A 21,803-nucleotide genomic window follows, 5' to 3' on the forward strand; every position below is an offset into this window, starting at 1 on the left:
GGTCCGGACCCGTACGGCGGTGTCGACGGGGATGCTCCAGACCTTGCCGTCACCGATCTTGCCGGTGCGGGCCGCCTTGACGATGACGTCGATCAGCTGGTCGGCGTAATCGTCCTCGACGAGCACCTCGATACGGATCTTGGGCACGAGGTCGACGGTGTACTCGGCACCGCGGTAGACCTCGGTGTGGCCCCGCTGCCGGCCGTAGCCGCTGGCCTCGGTGACCGTCAGACCCTGGACGCCGAAGGCCTGCAGGGCCTCCTTGATCTCGTCCAGCCGGTGCGGCTTCACGACCGCGGTGATGAGCTTCACGCGTCCACCTTCTTCGACGGGGCGTCGGTCACCTGGGTGCCGGTGCCACTGCTGCTGTCCAGGGAGGTCAGGGCGGAGCGGACCGCGCCGGCCACGCCCGCGAAGTCGTAGCCGGTCTCCGCGTGCTCGGCCTGGTCGATGCCCGCGACCTCGGTGTCCTCGCTGACGGTGAATCCGATCACCAGGTCGATGAGCTTGGCAAGGATCGCCGACGCGACCAGCGAGTAGGCCAGGACCACACCGACGCCGAGGAACTGCTTCCACAGCTGGTCGAAGCCGCCGCCGTAGAACACGCCCTTGGCCGTCTGGCCGACCCCGCCGGTGGCGAAGAAGCCGATGAGCAGCGAGCCGATGATGCCGCCGACCATGTGGACGCCGACCACGTCGAGGGAGTCGTCGTAGCCGAACTTGTACTTCAGGCCGACGGCGGCGGCGCAGCCCACACCGGCGATGACACCGACGGCGATGGCGCCGAGCGGGCTGACCGAGCCGCAGGCCGGGGTGATGGCGACCAGACCGGCGACCGCACCGGAGGCGGCGCCCAGGGTGGTGAAGGAGCCGTGCTTGATCTTCTCGTAGGCGAGCCAGCCGAGCATCGCGGAGGCGGTGGCGACCTGGGTGTTGGTGAAGGCCACGGCCGCGACGCCGTCGGAGGCGAGCCAGGAGCCGGCGTTGAAGCCGAACCAGCCGAACCACAGCAGACCGGCGCCGAGCATGACCAGCGGCAGGTTGTGCGGCCGGAACGGGTCCTTCTTGAAGCCCACGCGCTTGCGGATGACGAGGATCACGCCGAGCGCCGCGGCACCGGCGTTGATGTGCACCGCGGTTCCGCCGGCGAAGTCGATCACGCCGCGGGTGAACAGGAAGCCGTCGGACGCCCAGACCATGTGGGCGACCGGGAAGTACACGACCGTCGCCCACAGGGCCACGAAGAGCGACCAGGCGGTGAACTTCACCCGGTCCGCCAGGGCACCGCTGATCAGGGCGGGTGTGATGATCGCGAACATCAGCTGGAAGACGGCGAAGACGTACACCGGGATGGTGTAGCCGTCCCACAGCTGGGCGATCCCGATGTTGCGCATGCCGGCCCACTCGAAGCCGCCGAAGAAGGCGTTCCCGGAGTCGAACGCGACGCTGAAGCCGTAGAGCGTCCAGAGCACCGTGACGATGCCGATGGCGATGAAGCTCATCATCAGCATGTTCAGGACGCTCTTGACCCGGACCATGCCCCCGTAGAAGAAGGCCAGGCCGGGGGTCATCACGAGCACCAGTGCCGCGCTCAGCAGCATGAACGCCGTGCTACCGCTGTCGAGCGTGGGCGTGTCTGCGGCAAGCGTCAAAAAGCCTGCTGCCATCGGCGTCTCCTCGTCATCCGAACGGCCCGTGCGGGATGCGGGCTCGGTGGGCCGGTTTTCGCCACGAGGTTGTCCCAGCCGGGTTTCCGTCGACGCCATCGGGTGTTTCGGAACCGTGACGAAGAAGTCGTCCGTGTTACGGGGCGATGAACCGCCACCCCAGCGGACGCCGCCATGACGACACCGTCATGACTCCGTGACCCCTCGGGCGGGCCGACGAGCTGTATACGTGCCGCGCGGGCCGGGGTGTACAAACCTCGCCACGCCGTCGAAGGCAGGCGTGGGTGATCGAGGAGATGCACGAGGACCGGCCGCGGCGAGCCACCCGGTTGACCTGGCATGGGGGAGCCGAGTCGGGCTGTCGGGATGGCCGGCCGCGGCCGGGGTGCGGGGTGGACCGCCGGGTCAGGCGGTCGCGGCGACCTCGGGGAGGTCGGACGCCAGGCGCTCGCTGAGCTGGGCGACCTCGGCGACCTTGCCGTAGTCGCGCAGCGCGCTGTCCGCGGTCTTGCGGATGCGGGTGTTCACCCGCTCGGAGCGGACGTGCTTGGCGACGTCGATGGCCTGGACGGTGAGGCTTGCGGCCTCCTCCGGGTTGCGCTGGAGCAGGTGCACTGTGGCCATGCCGATCAGGTTGAGGGCGTAGGCGCGCTGGTGGACCCCGTCCCCGGCGAAGAGTTCGACCGCCCGCTGCATCACCGGGTGGGCCAGCGAGGCGTACGTGGGGCTGCGGCCGGCCACGTACGCCAGGTCGCGGTAGGAGTGGGCGTTCTCCGCGTTGAGCTCGGCCTCGTTGAAGAAGCTGATCCAGTCCGGGTCCTCGGCGGGGCGGGAGTCGGTGTAGGAGTCCTCGGCCAGCCGCACGGCGCGGTGGCACTTGCTGACCTGGCCCATGTTGGCGTAGGCGCGGGCCTCCATCGCGTACAGCATCGCCTGGGTGGTGGCGGTCGCGCTGTCCCTGCTGCCGTACTGCGCGAGGTGGATGAGCTCCAGTGCGTCGTCGGGCCGGTCCAGGTGGATCATCTGGCGGCTCATGCTGGACAGGATGAAGGCGCCCAGCGGGCGGTCGTCGGCCTCCTTGGCCGCGTGCAGGGCCAGGACCAGGTACTTCTGCGCCGTGGGGTGCAGGCCGACGTCGTACGACATCCAGCCGGCGAGCGCGGCGAGCTCGGCGGTGACCCGGTAGAGCCGCTTGGCGACGGGTTGCGGATGGGTCTCCTGGAGCAGGTCGGTGACCTCGTGCAGCTGACCCACCACGGCCTTGCGGCGCAGGCCGCCGCCGCACTGGTTGTCCCACTGCCGGAACATCACCGTGGTGGCCTCCAGCAACTCCAGCTCGGGCTCGGAGAGCCGGACCCTGGCCCGGGCGTCGCGCGGCGGGGGGACATCGGCACCGGACGCGGGGGTGGGCACCAGCCAGCGCTGCATCGGCTCGACGAGGGCGGGGCCGGCGGCCAGCGCCAGGGAGGTCCCGAGGAAGCCGCGGCGGCCGAGCATCAGGTCACTGCGGGAGAACTCGTTGATCAGCTGGACCGTCTGCGGCCCCGCCCACGGCAGGTCGACTCCGGTCGAGGCGGGCGGCTGGTGGGCGGGGCGCAGCCCCAGGTCCTCCACGGGGACGACGGTGCCGAAGCGTTCGGAGAACAGCTCGGACAGGATGCGCGGAATGGGTTCGCGCGGCTGCTCGCCGTCCAGCCAGCGGCGCACCCGTGAGGTGTCCGTGCTCACGTGCAGCGCACCCATCTGGCGTGCTCTGCGGTTCACCTGACGGGCGAGTTCGCCCTTGGACCAGCCGCTGCGCACAAACCAAGAGGTCAACTGCGCGTTGGGCTGCTTGTCCTGTGTGCCGCCCACCGTGACGCCCCCATTCCGTCGCCCAACACCTCCGGGGATGAGGGCCGTTGCCTGCCTGGCCCCCAGTGCCTCAGTGTCCTGTGAGTCTTGCCTCCGGCATACCCGCCGGCCCGCACACTTCCGGGGCTTGCAAACCGAAAGTAATCCTACGATCACCCATCCGGCGATGCCTCCAGCGAAAACGCCACCATTCGCCACCCCTTCGAATGAACTACATGTGCACACGGCGCGATTCACTTGACACATGCCGATCAGGCACGGGCGTAACCATCGGCAACTGCGACCCGTTGGGGGTGTCATGGGCTTCACGATCGGCAGCATGCGGGAGATGCGTCACATCCGCTCCGGCGCGCGCCGCCGGACGCACGCCTCGGCGTGCACCACCGTGGCGGAGTACACCGGGTTGTGCGGATGGGCGGTGGCGCCGGGTGCGCGCGCCACGCGCGGGGGCGGGCACTGCTCCTGCGGTGACCCGGGGTGCGAGGCACCGGGCGCCCACGCACTGGAGTTCGCCGGCGAGGTGCCGGCCGGGGCCACCCTCGAGGAGGCCGTGGCCGCCTGGGAGCGCGTGCCGGGCGCGGCGCTCATGCTGCCCGTGGGGCGCGCCTTCGACGTGATCGACGTGGCGGAACGATCCGGCGTGCGCGCTCTGGTGCGCCTGGAGCGCATGGGACTGCGACTCGGCCCGGTCATCGCCACCCCGGACGGCCGGGCCCAGTTCTTCGTCGCGCCGGGTGCCGCCGCCGAGCTCCCGCACCTGCTGTACCGCATGGGCTGGGACGACGCCGACCTCGACCTGCGCTGCCTCGGGCCGGGCGACCACGTCACGGCCCCGCCCTCCGACCTCGGCGGCCTCGGCCCGGTCCGCTGGCTGCGGCCGCCGGCCCTGGACGCCGCCCGCCAGCCGCCGGAGGCACGGCTGCTGCTCGGCACGCTGGCCTACGTCTGCCACCGGGACCGCGCGCACGCGTGAACAACGGGCAAGGGGCGCACTCCCGTGAGTGCGCCCCTTGCCCGCTTGACGTCCCCTCGGCCACGTGCCCGCGGCCGCCGCCGGCTACGAGCCGATCAGCGCGTCCACGAAGGCCTCGGGCTCGAACGGCGCGAGATCGTCCGCTCCCTCGCCCAGGCCGATCAGCTTGACCGGTACACCCAGCTCCCGCTGGACGGCGACGACGATGCCGCCCTTGGCGGTGCCGTCGAGCTTGGTGAGCACGATGCCGGTGATGTCGACGACCTCGGCGAAGACCCGGGCCTGCACCAGGCCGTTCTGCCCCGTCGTGGCATCCAGCACCAGCAGGACCTCGTTCACCGGGCCGTGCTTCTCCACGACGCGCTTGACCTTGCCCAGCTCGTCCATCAGGCCGGTCTTGGTGTGCAGCCGGCCCGCGGTGTCGATGAGCACGACGTCCGCGCCCTCGGCGATGGCCTCCTTCACCGCGTCGAAGGCCACCGACGCGGGGTCGCCGGCCTCGGGCCCGCGCACGGTGCGGGCGCCGACGCGCTCGCCCCAGGTCTGCAGCTGGTCCGCGGCCGCGGCACGGAAGGTGTCGGCGGCGCCCAGCACGACGCTGCGGCCGTCGGCCACCAGGACGCGGGCGAGCTTGCCGGTGGTGGTGGTCTTGCCGGTGCCGTTGACGCCCACCACCATCAGCACGGCCGGCTGGTCGGCGCCGTCCGCGTTCGGCAGCCCGTCCGTGTGGAGGGTGCGGTCCAGGTCCGTGCCGATCAGGGCCAGCAGTTCCTCGCGCAGCAGCTGCCGCAGGTCGGCGGGGGTACGGGTGCCGAGCACCTTCACCCGGGTACGCAGCCGTTCCACCAGTTCCTGGGTGGGGGCGACACCGACGTCCGCGGTGAGCAGGGTGTCCTCGACCTCCTCCCACGTCTCCTCGTCGAGGCGCTCGCGCGAGAGCAGCGTGAGCAGCCCCTGCCCGAGCGCGTTCTGCGAGCGCGAGAGCCGGGAGCGCAGCCGCACCAGGCGGCCGGCGGTGGGCTCGGGCCGCTCGATCTCGGGGGCGGCCGGGCGCTCCTCGACGAGGACACCGCCGGCGGGGGCGTCCTCGGACTCGGGGAGCTCGACCTCTTCGATGGTCCGGCGGGGCTCGTCCCGCGGGGCCTCCGCCTCGTCGCCGACGTGCGGTTCGGCGGGGGGCGCGGTGATCGTCGGCTGCTCGGTGGGCGGCGCGGGGGGCAGCTGCTTCCTGCGGCGGCTGCCCACCACCAGCCCGCCGGCCGCCAGGATCACGACCAGGGCGATGACTACGGCAAGAATGACGGTTTCCATAACCCGTCCAGTATCGGTCACGCGACCCGCCCTCCCGGGAGCCACCCGGCGGGCGTCCGCGACTCTGTTCTGATGATTCCTCAGCTAACGTCGGCGCATGCCCGCCACTGTCGTACGCTTCAACCTCGTCGACCCCACGGCCTCGCCCGGGGCGCTCGGCCACCGCTACCGGGCGGCCCTGGACATGGCCGCGTACGCCGACGAGCACGGCATCGCCACCCTCCAGACCGAGGAGCACCACGGCTCACCCGACGGCTGGCTGCCCTCGCCGCTCACCTTCGCGGGGGCCGTCCTCGGCGCGACCCGCAGGATCGCGGTCACCGTCTCCGCCCTGATCGGGCCGCTGTACGACCCGCTGCGGCTGGCGGAGGACCTCGCGGTGCTCGACCACATCGGCGGCGGACGCCTGGTCACCGTCGCCGGCATCGGCTACCGACCGGAGGAGTACCAGGCCCTCGGGGTGGACTGGCACCGGCGCGGCGCGCTCCAGGACGAGCTGCTGGAGACGTTGCTCACGGCGTGGACCGGTGAGCCCTTCGTCTTCCGCGGCCGGACCGTGCGCGTCACACCCCGCCCCCACAGCTCCCCGCACCCGCTGCTGATCGTGGGTGGCAGTTCGCGCGCCGCGGCGCGCCGGGCGGCGCGGTTCGGACTGCCGTTCTTCCCCAGCGCCCACCTCCCGGAGCTGGAGACGTACTACCGCGGGCAGCTCGCCGAGCACGGCACCGAGGGCTGGTGCCTGATGCCCGCGCCGCAGGTGCCGATGCTGCACCTGTCCGAGGACCCCGACCGCGCCTGGGCCGAGTACGGCCGGCACCTGTTCCACGAGGCCGCCACCTACGCCTCCTGGCAGTCCTCCGGCATCCGCTCGGCGGTGCGCTCCACGGCGGCCTCACCGGAGGAACTGCGCCGCGAGGGCGTCTACCGCGTGGTCACCCCCGAAGAGTGCCTCGCCTTCGCGGAGGCGAGCACCGAGCCGGCCATCGCCCTCGTGCTGCACCCGCTGTGCGGGGGCATGCCGGTCGAGGAGGGCTGGCGAAGCCTGCGCCTGTTCGCGGAGCGGGTCCTGCCCCGGCTCAAGGACTGACCGGGCCCGGCCGCGAGCGGCCCGGCGCGCCCTTGGAGATCCCCTCCATGCGTTCACCACATGAAGCCTGGCCTCGCTCGATCAGGCCTTGAGCCGCTGGCTGATGACCTTCGACACGCCGTCGCCCTGCATGGACACGCCGTACAGCGCGTCGGCGACCTCCATGGTGCGCTTCTGGTGGGTGATCACGATCAGCTGCGAGCTCTCCTGCAGCTCCCGCATGATGCCGATGAGCCGCTGCAGGTTGGTGTCGTCCAGCGCGGCCTCGACCTCGTCCATCACGTAGAACGGGCTCGGCCGGGCCTTGAAGATCGACACCAGCAGCGCCACGGCGGTCAGCGAGCGCTCGCCGCCCGACAGCAGCGACAGCCGCTTGACCTTCTTGCCCGGCGGACGGGCCTCCACCTCCACGCCGGTGGTGAGCATGTTCTCGGGGTCGGTGAGGATCAGCCGGCCCTCGCCGCCGGGAAAGAGCCGGGAGAACACGCCCTCGAACTGGCGGGCCGTGTCGTGGTAGGCGGAGGTGAAGACCTGCTCGACCCGCTCGTCGACCTCCTTCACCACCTGAAGCAGGTCGGCCCGGGTCTTCCTGAGGTCCTCCAGCTGCTCGGAGAGGAACTTGTGCCGCTCCTCCAGCGCCGCGAACTCCTCCAGCGCCAGCGGGTTGACCTTGCCCAGCTGCTGGTACGCCCGCTCCGCCGCCTTCAGCCGCTTCTCCTGCTCGCCCCGGTGGTAGGGGCGCGGTGTGTTGCGCGGGTGCTCCGGGTCCTCCGGCAGCACCTCGCCCTCGGCGGGCGGGGACGGCGGCACGAGCTGGTCCGGTCCGTACTCCGCGACCAGGCCCTCGGGCTCGACGCCGTACTCCTCCAGCGCCTTGCCCTCCAGCTGCTCGATCCGCAGCCGCTTCTCGGCGCCCAGCACCTCACCCTTGTGGACGGAGTCGGTCAGCCGGTCCAGTTCGGACTTCAGCTCCCGGCCCCGGCGGCGCGCGGTGTCCAGCTCCGCCTCACGTTCGGCCTTGGCGCGCTCGGCCGCTCCCCGTTCCTCGTCCGCGCGCCCCAGCGAGACCTGAACATAGGCCAGCAGGCCCTGCGCGCCCGTCAGCACCGCTGAGGCGACCTGCGCCTCGTACTCCAGGCGTGCCTTGCGGCGGGCGGCCCGGGCCCTGGCCTCGCGCTCGGCGCGGGCGGCGCGGTCCAGGCCGTCGGCGCGGCCGGCCAGGCCCTTGACCCGCTCCTCGTGGGTGCGGACCTGGAGCCGCGCCTCCATCTCGGTCTGGCGGGCGTTGGCGCCGTCGGCGGCCAGCCGGTCCCGCACAGTGGTGTCCGGCTCCTCCTCGGCGGGCGCGGCCTCCGCCTCGCTCAGCCGGAAGGAGAGCTCCTCGAGCTCCTCCATGGCGGCCGCCATGGACTCCTCGGCGCGGCCCACGGAGGCGGCAGAACGTTCCGCCTCCCCCGCCGCGGCACGTGCCTGGCCGCCCAGCCGGCCCAGTTGCTGGGCCACGGCCGACTTCTCCTTCTCCGCGGCCCGGCGACGCTGCGTCAGCTCGTCGACCACGCGGGCGGCGGCGGACCGGCGTTCCTTGGCGGCGGCCTGCTCCTCCGCGAGCGCCTCGCAGCGCCCGGCCAGTGCCTCCAGCTCCGCGGCTGCCTCGTCGACGGCGGCCTGGACCTCCAGCAGGCTGGGGGCGCCGGCCGAGCCGCCGTGGGCGAAGTGGGCGCCGAGGACGTCGCCTTCCGCGGTCACCGCGGTCAGCCCCGGGTGGGCGGCGACCAATGACTCGGCGTCGGCGAGGGTCTCCACGACGACGTAGTCCCGCAGCAGACGGCGCACGGCCGGGAGCAGTTCGTCGGGACCACCGACGAGCGCGGCCGCCGCGCGTGCGCCCGCCGGCACCTCGGCGGCCGCCCGCGGGCCGGCGTCGCCGGCGACGAGCAGCGCGGCGCGTCCCGCGTCGTCCTTGCGCAACAGCCGCAGCGCCTCGGCGGCGGCGGCCGGGCCGGAGACGGCGACGGCGTCGGCGGCGGCGCCGAGCGCGGCCGCGACCGGCACCTCGTGGCCGGGGGCGACGGTGAGCAGTTCGGCGGCGGGGCCGAGCAGTCCGGTCAGGCGGTCGCCCGCGGCGAGCAGGGCACCGGTGCCGTCCTTGCGGCGCAGACCGAGGGCGAGGGCGTCGTGGCGCGCGGCGAGGGCGGCCCGCTCGCGTTCGGCGGCGGTGGCGGCATCGCGGGCGGCGGAGTGGGCCTCGTCGGCGCGTGCCTGCTCGACCTTGGCCGCTTCGAGGCGCTCGTCGAGCTCGAAGTCGCCGGCGTCCAGGTCCTCGACCCGGGCGCGGAGTTCCTCGTACTCCTCCTGGGCGGACTCGGCGCGCTCGCGCGCCTCGTCGCGGGCGGCGGTCAGCCGGCCGATCTCGGCCTCGGCCGAGCCGGCCTTGGAACGGGCGGCGTTGACCTGTCCCTGCAGCCGGGCCAGGCCCTCGCGGCGGTCGGCGATGGCGCGGGCGGCGGCCTTGAGGGCTTTGTCCTCCTCCGCAAGGCGGCGTTCCAGTTCGGCGCGATGGTGGACCGTGTCGTCCAGCGCGCGCTGGGCCGCCTCCAGGGCGTCGGTGAGTTCCGCCTCCTGCTCGCGGATGCGGGCGGCCTCGCGCTCCATGTCCTCCGGGTCGCGGCCGCGCCGCTCCTCCGCGGGCTGCGCGGTGGCATGGCGTACGCGCTGCTCGGCCAGGCCGATGGTGCCGCGCACCCGCTCGGCCAGCTGCGACAGCCCGTACCAGGTGGCGCGGGCGTCGGCGAGCCGCGGCGCGAGGGCCCTGACCTGCTCCTCCAGCCGCGCCTCGCGCTGTATCGCGGCCGCCAGGTCCGTCTCGACGGCGTCGCGGCGCTCCTTGAGCGCGGCCTCGTCGGCGACCTCGGAACGCAGCGCCTCCCGCAGGGTGACCAGGTCGTCGGCGAGCAGCCGCAGCCGGGCGTCGCGCAGGTCGGCCTGGATGACCACCGCGCGGCGGGCCACCTGTGCCTGCCGTCCCAGCGGCTTGAGCTGACGGCGCAGCTCACCGGTCAGGTCCTGGACGCGAGCCAGGTTCGCCTGCATGGCGTCCAGCTTCCGCAACGCCTTTTCCTTGCGCTTGCGGTGCTTGAGGACGCCGGCCGCCTCCTCGATGAAGGCGCGGCGGCCCATCGGATCGGCGTGCAGCACCGAATCCAGCTGTCCCTGGCCGACGATGACGTGCATTTCGCGGCCGATACCGGAATCGGAGAGCAGTTCCTGGATGTCCAGCAACCGGCAGGTGTCGCCGTTGATCTGGTATTCGCTGCCGCCGTTGCGGAACATGATCCGCGTGATGGTGACCTCGGCGTATTCGATCGGGAGGGCACCGTCGCTGTTGTCGATCGTGAGCGACACCTCGGCACGGCCGAGCGGCGGCCGCCCCGTCGTGCCGGCGAAGATCACGTCTTCCATCTTGCCGCCGCGCAGCGACTTGGCGCCCTGTTCGCCCATGACCCAGGACAGCGCGTCCACGACGTTGGACTTGCCGGAACCATTCGGACCGACGACACAGGTGATTCCGGGTTCGAATCGCAAGGTCGTCGCCGAGGCGAATGACTTGAACCCGCGCAGGGTCAGGCTCTTGAGGTGCACGCCGCTGGACTCTACCTCCCGCTCCCGGTTTCACCGAGGAATGCGGGGGGCACATGCAATGCAAGGGCGGAGATCATGGGAGGGCGAACGGGGCGGCAAAACGACGAAGGGACGCCGGGGCGTCCCTTGCACATTCCCAAACGGAGTCGTTTCCACTGATCGGCCGAAAGGCCGGGTCAGGCGAGAACCGGCTCCGCGTGAGGTACGTCGACGAGCTCGTGCGAGGCGGCGGCCAGCGCATCGTTCTCGGCCTGGATCCGTACGAGCTCGGTTTCCAGGTCCTGGACACGCTGCTGCAGCCTTCGCATCTCGGCGAGGAGTCGAGGGTCGGGGCCGCCGACGTAACCGAGAAGCGCCTTTGCCATGATGGATGGTCCTCCACGCTGAGTGACCGACCGGGGAGCGGTGTGGGTCGTGAGTGAGGGGTTAGAGGCACCCGCGCCGTGTGCGCCGAAGCTGCCCTTCGCCATGCCTACAGCTGCGGTGCGCGGGGCTTCCAGCGTCTCACCAAATAGTTGGACGGTCAACACGATCACAGCCCGGTCGTCGGGTGCGCCTAAGAAAACACGGCGCGAGAAGGGCGCCGCGGGCGTCCCGCGTGGCGTGGAGGACGGGGCCGTCGATCGCTCCCCGAAGATCACCGCGTCCTCGATGTCGGCAGCCTCGCACGCGGTACGCGAAATGGCAACCTCCTTGTCGCTCTTGCCACGTGAGATTGCCGGTGATCTGTCACCTCGGCCCTCACCTGCGAGGACGAGGCGGTGTGCCGGGCAGTGCGTCAGCGGATCGCGAACCCGTCGTAACCGCCGCGCGGCTCGCCCCAGATTTCGGTGACGCCGTCGACGCGTCCGGGCGTGTCGCCGGTCCGCAGCCAGTCGAGCAGACCGTCGCAACGCGACCGCTCGCCTTCGGCCACGATCTGCACCCGGCCGTCCGAGAGATTGCTCACATAGCCGTCGAGTCCACCGATCTCCAGCGCGTGCACCCGTGTCCACCAGCGGAAACCCACTTGGTGTACGCGGCCTCGCACCCAGGCGGTGAGTCTGACAGCGTCGTTCATGAAAGCACGCTAACCCGTCAGTTGCCCAGGCTTCACACCGGCCCCTCCTGTCTTTCGGTACAGTCGCGCCGCAACAGGACTCACCCGTTCGGGTGAACACCGTCGACATAAAGGACTGCACCGGATGGGCCGCCACAGCCGTAAAGCCTTTGAGCCGGCGCCGTTCTCCGAGGTGGCGCCGCGCCACCGCGGGCAGAGCAGCAGGGCCCGGCGGCGCAAGCAGAACCCGGTGCGCACCGGGCTGCTGGCCTCGTCCGCCGCGCTGGCCGTCGGCGCGATCGGCGTCTCCAGCGGGCTGCTGCCCTCGCCGGACGGTTCCGGCGGGTTCGCGTACCACGACGACGCTCCCGGCCAGGTGCAGGCCGCCGGGCTGCCGAACACCGCGAGCCCCCAGGACGTCGGCGCCGTCCCCGCCGACCGCGACACCTCGGCGCCCGCCAGCCGTGGCGACGCCCGTACGACCGCGCCTCCCGCGGCCCCGTCGGCACCGGCGACCACCACGACGCCGGCCCCCTCCGCATCGACCCCGGGCGAGCGCGCCGGCACCCCCGCCGCGCCGCAGGCCTCCGCGAGCTCCACGCCGGCCACCGTCCCGTCCCCGCCCGCGGCCACCACCGTGCCGGGCGACGACGACGCGGTGCAGGACCCCGACCAGAGCGTCGCCGAGGTCTCCGTCCTCGCCCTGGTGAACACGGTCCGGGCCACCGCCGGCTGCCAGCCGCTGCACGCCGACAAGAAGCTCTCCGAGCTCGCCTCCGACTTCAGCGCCGACATGGCCGCCCGGGGCTTCTTCGACCACACCGACCCCGACGGCGACGACCCCTGGGACCGCGCCGCGCAGTCCGGTGTCAACAAGCTCGGCGGCGAGAACATCGCCCGCGGCCAGGCCACGGCCCAGGAGGTCATGGACGCCTGGATGAACAGCGAGGGCCACCGCGCCAACATCCTCAACTGCGACTTCAAGAAGATCGGCGTAGGCGCCGTCTTCGGCGAGGGCGGCCCCTGGTGGACGCAGGACTTCGGCTACTGAGGCAGGCACCGCCCGCCGGTGCTCCGTTGAGCGCCGACGGCTCCGCGCACGTAAAGGTGGGCGTGGTCGCGAAGGACGCGCCGCCGCAGGGCGGCCCAGTGGCACCCCGGGGCGGGGCGCTTCCTGGCGTGGTCAGCGGGGCCGGCGCTCGAACTGTACGGCGTCGGGCCCGGCCGCGGGCAGCGGCCCCGGGACTGGAAGGACCGAGGGGCGCTGCCCGCGGGCCTACGGAGCGGTCAGCGCCGCCTCCAGCGAGGAACCGTGGCGCTCCAGCCACGCCTCGCGGCGTTTGATCCGGTCGCCGACCCCCTCGTGCCACATACGGGCCCAGCCGCCGCCCTCAGTCTCGGCCATCCGCTTCATGGAGAACCACGCGCGGCGGGTCCGCAGCACGGCGACCTCCAGCAGGCGGCCGCGGTCGGTACCGGACATGCCGTACGCGTCGGCGAGGAGCCGGCAGCGGCGGGGGACGTCGACGTCGCACAGGTGGGGGTCGGCGTCGGCAGGATCGCCGATGGGGGCCCAGTAGAGCATCGCGTTGTGGATCTCCTCGACCCTGGGGACCGGCCTGGCCAGGTCGAAGTCGATGAGCGCGGCGGCCCGGCCGTCGCGGAAGACGATGTTGTCGGGCGTGAAGTCCATGTGCCCGATCACCTCGGTGGGATGGGCGGGCGCGGGAGGCATGTCCGGGTGCGGGTCGGGACCGGAGGGCGCCCGGACACCGTCGGGCGGCGTGAAGCCCGCGACCGCGTCGTCGTAGGCGCGGACCAGGCGGCCGACCGAGACGAGGCGCTCCTCGTCGGCGATCCAGGTGGGCCGCGGACGTCCGGCGACCTCGCCCGTGACATAGGTGAGCACCTCGCGGCCCGCGGCGTCGATGCCGAGAAGGCGAGGGGCACCGGGGAAACCGACGTCCTCCAGGTGACGGAGCAGGGCGTGCACCAGGGGGCTGTGGGCTCCGGTCGGACGGCGGACCGTGTCACCGACGCGGACGACGCCCTCGGTCACGTCACCGCCGATCAGGGGTATCTCCGGCTGCGGCTCGGCGGCCTCGGCGTACGTGGCGGCGGGGGCGGGCGAAGCGGGCGGGCCGTCGGGAAGCATCCGCCCATTGTGCGCCGTACGGCCCCGGTCGCGCCGGGGGTTCACGAGGCGAGCTCACCGCCCGCGCAGACGCCCGTACTGGCGTACGACGCCGCCGGCGAAGGTGCAGGGGCGGCGGCCCCGGAGCTCGGCGTGTTCCGGGGCCCCCGCCGCGACCCGCGCTGGAGCACGTGACCGGTCGGTGGGGGCGGCCGAGCGGCTGTCTCGCTGATCGGGTTTGTGGAGTCGCGGATGCCGGAAGTGCCGGCGGCGCAGGGTCGCTACGACGAGCGGACGACGGCGGCCGTGCCGGCCGGTCCGCGCGGCGGTCGCTGACAGCGCGGGCAGAAGTAGCTGGACCGGTTCATCCAGGGGCGGCGGCGGATCGGGGTGCCGCAGCGGCGGCAGGGCTCGTCCTCGCGGCCGTAGGCGTCCAGGGAGCGGTCGAAGTAGCCGGACTCCCCGTTGACGTTGACGTACAGGCTGTCGAAGCTCGTGCCGCCGGCGGCGAGGGCGTCCGTCATGACCTCGCGGATGTGGGTGAGCAGTTCGGTGGTGACCGGCCGGGTCAGGTTCGCGGTCGGCCGCTCGTAGTGCAGCTTGGTGCGCCACAGCGCCTCGTCGGCGTAGATGTTGCCGACCCCGCTGATCAGGGACTGGTCGAGCAGCGCCCGCTTGATCGTGGTGCGGCGGCGGCGCAGCGCGGTGTGGAAGGCCGCGTCGTCGAAGCGGGGGTCGAGCGGGTCGCGGGCGATGTGCGACAGCGGGACCGGCAGCCGCTCGGGGTCGCCGGGCACGCACTCGTGCAGCGACAGGCCGCCGAAGGTGCGCTGGTCGACGAAGCGCAGCTCCGTGCCGAGGTCGTCCTCGAAGCGGATCCGGATCCGCAGATGGGCCTCGGCCGGCGCGTCCTCGGGCTGGACGAGCAGTTGGCCGCTCATGCCGAGGTGGCCGAGGAGCGCGAGCGGCGAGTCCTGGAGTGGCAGCCACAGGTACTTGCCGCGGCGCAGGGCGGGACCGAGGGTCTGCGCCTCCAGCCGGGCGGCGAAGTCCGCGCCGCCGGCGAGGTGACGGCGCACGGACCGGGCGTGCAGCACCTCGGCCCGGGCGACGGTGCGGCCGCTCACCCAGCGGTCCAGGCCACGGCGTACGACTTCGACCTCGGGCAGCTCCGGCACGCGGCGCGCTCCTCTCGGAAGGCGGTTCCCCGCCCGGGGGAACCGCAAGGCCCGCCCGGGCGGCCTCTGGGGCCGGCCGGGCGGGCCTGACGGACTCAGCTCGCGACAGTGCCGTTCGCGTCGCGCTTGGCACGGATCCCGCGCCAGGCGGCCTCGGCGGCCTGCTGCTCTGCTTCCTTCTTGCTGCGGCCGGTGCCGGTGCCGTACTGGACACCACCGACGCGGGCGGCAGCCGTGAAGGTCTTCTCGTGGTCGGGTCCGGTCTCGGAGACCACGTACTCCGGTACACCGAGGCCCTCGCCCGCGGTGAGTTCCTGGAGGCTGGTCTTCCAGTCCAGTCCCGCCCCGAGGTTGGAGGACTTCTCGATCAGCGGATCGAAGAGCCGGTGCACCAGCTCCGACGCGGCGTCCAGGCCCTGGTCCAGGTAGACCGCCCCGATCACCGCCTCGAGGGTGTCCGCGAGGATCGACGCCTTGTCCCGGCCGCCCGTGCCCTCCTCGCCCCGGCCGAGGCGGATGAAACTGCCCAGGTCGAGGCCGCGACCGACATCGGCCAGGGCACGCGAGTTGACCACCGCGGCGCGCAGCTTGGCGAGCGTGCCCTCCGGGAGGTCCGGGTGGGTGCGGTAGAGCGTGTCCGTGACCACCAGGCCGAGCACGGAGTCCCCGAGGAACTCCAGCCGCTCGTTCGTAGGCAGGCCGCCGTTCTCGTACGCGTACGAGCGGTGGGTCAGCGCACGCACCAGAAGGGCGGGTTCGAGTGTGTACCCGAGCCGCCCTTCCAGAACCGCGGGGGACGAGGCTGCCTTACCGGCGTCCGTCGACGTTGCGCCGTCTGACGACATGGAGCCCCTCACCCGCCGATCAGACCTCGAGGACCTGACGACGGTTGTAGGTGCCGCAGCTCGGGCACGCGATGTGCTGCTGCTTCGGCTCGTGGCAGCGCTCGCACGCCACCAGGCTCACGGGCGCAGCCTTCCACTGCGAACGGCGGTGGCGCGTGTTGCTGCGCGACATCTTCCGCTTGGGAACAGCCACGGCTACTTCTCCTGGTTCTCGTCGGCGCCGTCCTCGGCACCGCTCAGCTGGATTTCCTGCAGGGCCGCCCAACGGATGTCGGTGACCTCATGGTGGTGGTCCGGGTCGTCCGCCAGCCGCGCCCCGCACTCGGAGCACAGACCGGGACAGTCGTCCTGGCACACCGGCTGCAGCGGCAGTTCGAGAACCACCGCGTCCCGCAGCACGGGCTCGAGGTCGAGCAGGTCGCCCTCGAGGAAGAGTGTGTCCTCCTCCTCGGCGTCGTCACCGGCGTCGGCGGCACCATGGTGCCCACCGGTCCGGGTGTCGGCGTCGGGGTAGGAGTACAACTCCTGGAAGTCCGTCTCGAGCTCACGCTCGAGCGGCTCCAGACACCTTACGCACTCCCCCGAGAGCGGCGCGCGGGCGGTGCCCGTGACGAGCACCCCCTCCATCACCGACTCCAGGCGGAGGTCCAGCGTGATCTCCGCGCCCTCGCGGACACCGATGACCTCGATGCCCATGTCCCTGGGGGCCGGGACCGAGCGGGAGACCTTCTTCATCGCCCCAGGACGACGACCCAGCTCGTGCGTGTCGAACACGAGCGGGTTGCGGTGGTCGAGGCGGGTGTTCAGGGCTCCTGCTTTCATCGGTCCGGTGCGTGCCCGTCGGTACGACGGCGGGCACGCCAAAGCGCCGGGGATCACACGGCTGAGGGATCAGGATACCGGTCCCCGGGGCTCAGCCCAAACCGCGCTCCTGCTCCAGCTCCCGCAGCCGGTTCAGGTCGATCATGCTGGTGTCGAAGAAGCTCGTCTCGTCCAGCGCCGCGCCCTGACCCTGCTGGTGCTGCTGCGGGATGTACTGCTGGTGCTGCTCATACCCGGTCTGCTGCGGCTGCTGCGGCTGCTGCCATCCGTAGTTCGGGTCGTAGTACGCCTGCTGCGGCTGCGCCGCGTACGGGTCGGCGTACTGCCCCTGCTGCTGGTAGGGGTCCGGCTGCTGGACCTGCTGCTGGTACGGGTCGTGCTGCTGGTAGCCGTAGTCGGGCTGCTGCACGGTGTTCGCGTCGTACTGGTAGTCGCCCGGCGCCGCGGGGGCGGCCAGCCCCGCGAGGTACTCGGCGTCGGACTGCCCGGGCATCTGGCCCTCGGGGTCCGCGTCGGTCATGTGGGCGCCGAGCTCGTCGATGGGGCGGTGGCCGGTGAGTTTCAGCCGGCCCCGTCCGACGGCCTCCAGGGTCTTGCTGAGCACCGCCTCGAAGGCGCCCAGCTTGGCGTCCACGTACTCGTCGGCGCGGCGGCGCAGGGTTTCGGGGTCGGCGCTGCGCTCCGGTACGTCGTCCTCGTACGGGTAGCCGTTCTCGTCGAGGGCCGGGCCGTGGCCCAGCAGCTTCTCGCGGCCGCGGTCCACCGAGCCGATGGTCTTGGTCAGTACGACCTCGAAGTTGGCGAGCTTGCTGTCGACGTAGTCGTCGGCCTCGGCCCTGATCTCGTCGGCCTCGCGCTGCGCTTCGGTGACGATGCGCTCGGCCTCCTGCTGGGAGCGGCGGGCGATCTCGGTGTCGGAGATCAGCGAACCGCGTTCCGCGTGCGCGGCCTCGATGATCCGGCCGGCCTCGGCCCGGGCCTCCTCGACCATCTGCTCGCGCCCGCCCAGCAGCTGCTGGGCCTGGGAGAGCGAGTCGGGCAGCGCCGACCGCACGTCTTCGAGCATGGCGAGCAGCTCGGCACGGTTGACCACGCAGGAGGCCGACATCGGCATGGACCGGGCGGCCTCCACGGCGGCCACGATCTCATCGAGCTTCTTCTGGACGTCCACGTCCCAGACTCTACTGCTGCTCGAGCTTCTTCTTGAGGGCCTCCAGCACGACGGGGGGCAGCAAGTGCGCGACGTCGCCGCCCCATTGCGCCACCTCCTTGACGAGGCTGGAGGACAGGAAGCTGTAGGTGGGGTTGGTGGGGACGAACAGGGTCTCCACGCCGGTCAGCCCGTTGTTCATCTGGGCCATCTGCAGCTCGTAGTCGAAGTCGCTGACCGCGCGCAGGCCCTTCACGATGGCGGGGATGTCGCGCTGCTTGCAGAAGTCCACCAGCAGGCCGTGGAAGGACTCCACGCGCACGTTGCCGTACTCGGCGGTGACCTCCTCGATGAGGGCGATGCGCTCCTCGATCGAGAAGAGACCCTTCTTCGACTTGTTGATCATCACGGCCACGTAGACCTCGTCGTACAGGCGCGAGGCTCGGGCGATGATGTCGAGGTGTCCATTGGTGACGGGGTCGAAGGACCCCGGACAGACTGCGCGGCGCAACGGTGACTCCTCGCTCTGAGGGTTCTGCGGGTGGTTCATGACGCGTCAGTAACGTCGGCGGCGCGACCGTACCAAAGCGTCCCTTCTCCGTACCGCCGGGCCCTGATCCCTTCGTACCCCTCGGGCCAGCGGAATTCCCCGCCTCGGGTGGCCCTTTCCACGGTGGCGACGGCGTCCGCGTCGAGCCAGCCCTGGGTGCGGAGTGTGAGCAGGATCTCGCGCAGCTCGTCGTCCGTGACGGCGTACGGCGGGTCCAGGAACACCAGGTCGTACGGGTCCGCCGGGGGCTCTCCCGCGATCACCTTCTCGGCCTTGCCGGCCCGCACCTCGGCCCCGGGCAGCCCGAGAACGCGGACGTTCTCCCGGATGACCCGTGCGGCGCGGGGGTCGGCCTCGACCAGCAGCACGTGTGCCGCGCCACGCGACAGCGCCTCCAGGCCGACGGCGCCCGACCCCCCGTACAGGTCGATGACCCGCGCCCCGTGCAGAGCGCCGCGCAGCGACTCCCAGGTGGAGAACAGCCCCTCCTTCGCCCGGTCCGAGGTGGGCCGGGTTCCGTTGCCCGGCGGCACGGCCAGGCGACGGCCACCGGCGGCTCCGGCGATCACGCGGGTCATCTGCGGCTCACTCGTCTCGTGGGCGGGAACGGCGCCTGCGCGGCGCCGCTCCCCCACGATACGTAGGTCAGTCCCGGCCCTGCTCGCCCCTGGTCTCCGGCAGAGGGGACCCCGTCACGGTCCCGACGAGCGTGGGCGAGGCGTAGCGCGACCAGGACAGGCAGCCGTCGGGCGGGCAGAACTCGGGGCGGCGCGGGTCGTGACCGAGCTCACGCAGCTTCGTCCGGACGGAGTCGGGCGTGCGGCCGAAGCGGGCGGCTATCCGGGCGATGGACTCTCCGTCGTGGAACCGGCGGACCAGCTCCTCCTCGTGCTGCGGCACCCAGGGCGCGCCGTGCCCCGGGAAGAGCTCGCGCAGCACGTCGCGGTCCGGAATGGGCTCGGCGACGTCCGCCACGAGCGCGAGGGCGCGCAGGGCCCGGTTGAGGGCGATGCGCAGGGACGGGACGTCGGTCAGGGGCAGAGCGAGCGTGCCGGAGGCGAGGAGGCTGTCCGGGTCGCCCTCGGACCAGCCGGCCAGGGTCAGGGTGACGGTGGTGTCGTCGTCGCTGGAGAGCTCGATCCGGAAGACCTTCTCGCCGAGCGGCAGTTCGTTGAGGTGACGGAACGACATGAAATCAGCCCCCAAAGGTCCAACTACGCCTATTCCCGAGCGGATCGGCGCGGACTGTGTCCATTCTCCCAGGGGGCACTGACAATGAGGGCCCGTCAGCCCTTGTCGAGGTACTGCTCGCGGTCCGCGTCGACCAGACTCTCCAACGCGCTGCGCAGATCCGGCTGACCGGCCAGTTCCGGGTCCGCGGCGACCAGTGCGGTGGCCTCCTCGCGGGCGGCCGCGATCACGTCCTCGTCGTCGATCACCGTGAGCATGCGCAGCGACGAACGCGTCCCGGACTGGGCCTGCCCCAGCACATCGCCCTCGCGCCGCTGTTCCAGGTCGATGCGGGAGAGTTCGAAACCGTCCAGCGTCCCGGCCACGGCGTCCAGCCGGGCGCGGGCCGAGGTCGCCTCGGGCATCTCGGACACCAGCAGGCACAGGCCGGCCGCCGAACCCCGGCCGACCCGGCCGCGCAGCTGGTGCAGCTGCGAGACGCCGAAGCGGTCCGCGTCCATGATCACCATGGCGGTGGCGTTGGGCACGTTGACGCCGACCTCGATCACCGTGGTCGCCACCAGCACGTCGACCTCGCCCGCGGCGAAGCGGCGCATCACGTCGTCCTTCGCCTCCGGCTGCATCCGCCCGTGCAGCACCTCCACGCGCAGCCCCGCCAGCGGCCCCTTGGCCAGCTGCTCGGCGGTCTCCAGCACGGCCAGCGGCGGCCGCCGCTCCGCCTCGTCCTCCGCGGACTTCTTCTTCGCGTCCGGCTCCTCGTCGCCGATCCGCGGGCACACCACGTACCCCTGGTGCCCGTTCTCGACCTCCTCGCGCACCCGCTCCCAGGCGCGCGCCAGGAAGTGCGGCTTGTCCTTCGCCGGCACGACGTGCGTGGCGATCGGCGAACGGCCGGCCGGCAACTGGTCCAGCACGGAGGTCTCCAGGTCACCGAAGACCGTCATCGCGACGGTGCGCGGGATCGGCGTCGCCGTCATCACCAGCAGGTGCGGCGGCTGCTTGGCCTTGCTGCGCAGAGCGTCGCGCTGCTCGACGCCGAAGCGGTGCTGCTCGTCGACCACGACCAGGCCCAGGTCGTGGAACTGCACCTTGTCCTCGATCAGCGCGTGCGTGCCCACGACGATCCCGGCCTCGCCGGTCACCAGGTCGAGCAGCGCCTGACGGCGGGCGGCGGCCCCCATGGAACCGGTCAGCAGCACGACCTTCGTGCCCAGGTCCGAGCCGCCGAGCATGCCGCCCTCGGCGAGGTCGCCCATCATCTCCGTGATCGACCGGTGGTGCTGCTGCGCCAGCACCTCCGTCGGCGCCAGCATCGCGGCCTGGCCGCCCGCGTCGACCACGCCGAGCATGGCGCGCAGCGCCACCATCGTCTTGCCTGAACCCACCTCGCCCTGCAGCAGCCGGTGCATCGGGTGGTCTGTCGCGAGGTCCGCGAAGATCTCCGCCGACACCTTCTGCTGGCCCTCGGTGAGCGTGAACGGCAGCCGCGCGTCGAACGCCTTCAGCAGCCCGTCCTCCGCCGGCACGCGCGGCACGGCGGGCAGCGCGTCGTCCGCCGCCCGGCGCCGCGCGAGGGCCACCTGCAGCACGAACGCCTCGTCCCACTTCAGGCGCTCCTTGGCCACCATGATGTCGGCCTTGGACCGCGGGCGGTGGATCTTCTCCAGCGCCTCCGGCAGCGGCGCGAGCCCCCGCGACTCCCGGAGCGCGGCGGGCAGCGGCTCGCCCGTGCCGGCCCACTGCGTGGCCCCCAGGGAGGTCAGCACGGTGTCCACGGTCTTCGCGATCGTCCACGAGTTGACCTGCTTGACCGCCGGGTAGATCGGGATCAGCCGGCTCGCGAAGGCGTCCACGGCCTCCTTGCCGTCCTCCGCGTCCAGCAGCTGGTACTCGGGGTGCATCAGCTGCACGGTCCGGTGGAACACCGACACCTTTCCGGCGAACATGCCGCGGCGGCCCGGGAGCAGGTCGTGCTCCGGCTTGAACACCCCCCGGCCGAAGAAGACCAGCGTCAGCGAGCCGCTGCCGTCGGTGACGACCACCTCCAGGCGCGCCTTGCCCGGGCCGTAAGTCTTCTTCGTCGCCTTGGCGACGCGGGCGACGACGGTGACGTGCTCGTCGAGCGGGAGGTCGGACAGGCGGGTCAGCTCGCCGCGTTCCGCGTAGCGGCGGGGGTAGTGGTGCAGCAGGTCGCCGACCGTGCGCAGGCCGAGGTGGTCGGCGAACACCTTTGCGGTGCGGCCGCCGACGGATTTTGCGAGCGGTTCGTCAAGGGCAGCAGACATCCCGTCCATCTTCGCGCACGGCGCGGACATTGTGTGGGCGCGGCCGTTGTCGTGTGCGGGTCGCCTTGATGAACCCCC

At 72.1% G+C, this 21,803-nt stretch carries 20 protein-coding genes; 3 read left to right on the forward strand and 17 right to left on the reverse strand.

What is annotated here, in order from left to right:
• From AC3EUJ_RS09685 to nsdA, 3 genes are all read right to left on the reverse strand, one after another.
• Nucleotides 1-312 (reverse strand): P-II family nitrogen regulator (locus AC3EUJ_RS09685; protein WP_431960642.1); only part of this gene is annotated, 312 nt, incomplete at its 3' end.
• Nucleotides 309-1,667: an ammonium transporter gene (locus AC3EUJ_RS09690; RefSeq protein WP_431960643.1), complete on the reverse strand. Its 1,359-nt coding sequence runs from the start codon at nucleotides 1,665-1,667 to the stop codon at nucleotides 309-311. The genes AC3EUJ_RS09690 and AC3EUJ_RS09685, both read right to left, overlap by 4 nt.
• A gap of 405 nt (nucleotides 1,668-2,072) precedes the next feature.
• The gene (gene nsdA / locus AC3EUJ_RS09695; protein ID WP_431960644.1) at nucleotides 2,073-3,521 is read right to left on the reverse strand and encodes a transcriptional repressor NsdA; all 1,449 of its coding nucleotides are present in this window, start codon (nucleotides 3,519-3,521) and stop codon (nucleotides 2,073-2,075) included.
• Nucleotides 3,522-3,819: 298 nt separating this feature from the next.
• Between nsdA and AC3EUJ_RS09700 the strand changes: the two genes are divergently transcribed.
• Nucleotides 3,820-4,494 (forward strand): bifunctional DNA primase/polymerase, encoded by a 675-nt coding sequence (locus AC3EUJ_RS09700; RefSeq protein WP_431960645.1) that lies wholly within the window; start codon nucleotides 3,820-3,822, stop codon nucleotides 4,492-4,494.
• Between the two features lie 84 nt (nucleotides 4,495-4,578).
• Here the strand turns inward: AC3EUJ_RS09700 and ftsY are convergent, their stop codons facing one another.
• The gene (ftsY, locus tag AC3EUJ_RS09705; RefSeq protein WP_431960646.1) at nucleotides 4,579-5,805 is read right to left on the reverse strand and encodes a signal recognition particle-docking protein FtsY; all 1,227 of its coding nucleotides are present in this window, start codon (nucleotides 5,803-5,805) and stop codon (nucleotides 4,579-4,581) included.
• Between the two features lie 97 nt (nucleotides 5,806-5,902).
• Here ftsY and AC3EUJ_RS09710 point away from each other — a divergent pair, with 97 nt between their 5' ends.
• Complete coding sequence (locus AC3EUJ_RS09710) at nucleotides 5,903-6,892, forward strand: LLM class flavin-dependent oxidoreductase (RefSeq protein WP_431960647.1); 990 nt, start codon at nucleotides 5,903-5,905, stop codon at nucleotides 6,890-6,892.
• A gap of 81 nt (nucleotides 6,893-6,973) precedes the next feature.
• Here the strand turns inward: AC3EUJ_RS09710 and smc are convergent, their stop codons facing one another.
• The 3 genes from smc to AC3EUJ_RS09725 form a co-directional block, all read right to left on the reverse strand.
• Entirely contained in the window at nucleotides 6,974-10,531 is a 3,558-nt protein-coding gene (smc, locus tag AC3EUJ_RS09715) for a chromosome segregation protein SMC (RefSeq protein ID WP_431960648.1), read from the reverse strand.
• Nucleotides 10,532-10,707: 176 nt separating this feature from the next.
• Nucleotides 10,708-10,896, reverse strand: a complete 189-nt coding sequence (locus AC3EUJ_RS09720; protein ID WP_319131640.1) for a hypothetical protein — start codon at nucleotides 10,894-10,896, stop codon at nucleotides 10,708-10,710.
• A 413-nt stretch (nucleotides 10,897-11,309) separates the two neighbouring features.
• Entirely contained in the window at nucleotides 11,310-11,591 is a 282-nt protein-coding gene (locus tag AC3EUJ_RS09725; protein WP_431960649.1) for an acylphosphatase, read from the reverse strand.
• A gap of 124 nt (nucleotides 11,592-11,715) precedes the next feature.
• On the opposite strand from AC3EUJ_RS09725, the gene AC3EUJ_RS09730 reads away from it, so the two are divergent.
• On the forward strand, nucleotides 11,716-12,621 hold the full coding sequence (locus tag AC3EUJ_RS09730; RefSeq protein ID WP_431960650.1) for a CAP domain-containing protein: 906 nt from the start codon (nucleotides 11,716-11,718) through the stop codon (nucleotides 12,619-12,621).
• A gap of 225 nt (nucleotides 12,622-12,846) precedes the next feature.
• On the opposite strand, the gene AC3EUJ_RS09735 is transcribed toward AC3EUJ_RS09730, so the two are convergent.
• From AC3EUJ_RS09735 to recG, 10 genes are all read right to left on the reverse strand, one after another.
• The gene (locus tag AC3EUJ_RS09735) at nucleotides 12,847-13,725 is read right to left on the reverse strand and encodes a phosphotransferase (RefSeq protein ID WP_431960651.1); all 879 of its coding nucleotides are present in this window, start codon (nucleotides 13,723-13,725) and stop codon (nucleotides 12,847-12,849) included.
• A gap of 260 nt (nucleotides 13,726-13,985) precedes the next feature.
• Complete coding sequence (gene mutM / locus AC3EUJ_RS09740) at nucleotides 13,986-14,882, reverse strand: bifunctional DNA-formamidopyrimidine glycosylase/DNA-(apurinic or apyrimidinic site) lyase (protein ID WP_431960652.1); 897 nt, start codon at nucleotides 14,880-14,882, stop codon at nucleotides 13,986-13,988.
• Between the two features lie 95 nt (nucleotides 14,883-14,977).
• Complete coding sequence (gene rnc, locus AC3EUJ_RS09745; RefSeq protein ID WP_431960653.1) at nucleotides 14,978-15,727, reverse strand: ribonuclease III; 750 nt, start codon at nucleotides 15,725-15,727, stop codon at nucleotides 14,978-14,980.
• A 19-nt stretch (nucleotides 15,728-15,746) separates the two neighbouring features.
• A complete protein-coding gene (gene rpmF / locus AC3EUJ_RS09750; protein ID WP_026251550.1) occupies nucleotides 15,747-15,920 on the reverse strand; it encodes a 50S ribosomal protein L32 in 174 nt (57 codons plus the stop codon).
• Nucleotides 15,921-15,922: 2 nt separating this feature from the next.
• Nucleotides 15,923-16,549, reverse strand: coding sequence for a YceD family protein (locus tag AC3EUJ_RS09755; RefSeq protein WP_431960655.1), 627 nt, complete (start codon nucleotides 16,547-16,549; stop codon nucleotides 15,923-15,925).
• 91 nt (nucleotides 16,550-16,640) lie between these two features.
• The gene (locus AC3EUJ_RS09760; RefSeq protein ID WP_431960656.1) at nucleotides 16,641-17,720 is read right to left on the reverse strand and encodes a F0F1 ATP synthase subunit B family protein; all 1,080 of its coding nucleotides are present in this window, start codon (nucleotides 17,718-17,720) and stop codon (nucleotides 16,641-16,643) included.
• Nucleotides 17,721-17,730: 10 nt separating this feature from the next.
• The gene (gene coaD / locus AC3EUJ_RS09765) at nucleotides 17,731-18,210 is read right to left on the reverse strand and encodes a pantetheine-phosphate adenylyltransferase (RefSeq protein ID WP_431960657.1); all 480 of its coding nucleotides are present in this window, start codon (nucleotides 18,208-18,210) and stop codon (nucleotides 17,731-17,733) included.
• Nucleotides 18,211-18,245: 35 nt separating this feature from the next.
• Nucleotides 18,246-18,827, reverse strand: coding sequence for a 16S rRNA (guanine(966)-N(2))-methyltransferase RsmD (gene rsmD / locus AC3EUJ_RS09770; RefSeq protein WP_431960658.1), 582 nt, complete (start codon nucleotides 18,825-18,827; stop codon nucleotides 18,246-18,248).
• A gap of 67 nt (nucleotides 18,828-18,894) precedes the next feature.
• A complete protein-coding gene (locus AC3EUJ_RS09775; protein WP_431960659.1) occupies nucleotides 18,895-19,440 on the reverse strand; it encodes a helix-turn-helix domain-containing protein in 546 nt (181 codons plus the stop codon).
• 95 nt (nucleotides 19,441-19,535) lie between these two features.
• Nucleotides 19,536-21,734 (reverse strand): ATP-dependent DNA helicase RecG, encoded by a 2,199-nt coding sequence (recG, locus tag AC3EUJ_RS09780; RefSeq protein WP_431960660.1) that lies wholly within the window; start codon nucleotides 21,732-21,734, stop codon nucleotides 19,536-19,538.
• Nucleotides 21,735-21,803: the final 69 nt, after the last annotated feature.

The organism is Actinacidiphila sp. bgisy160, from assembly GCF_057707815.1.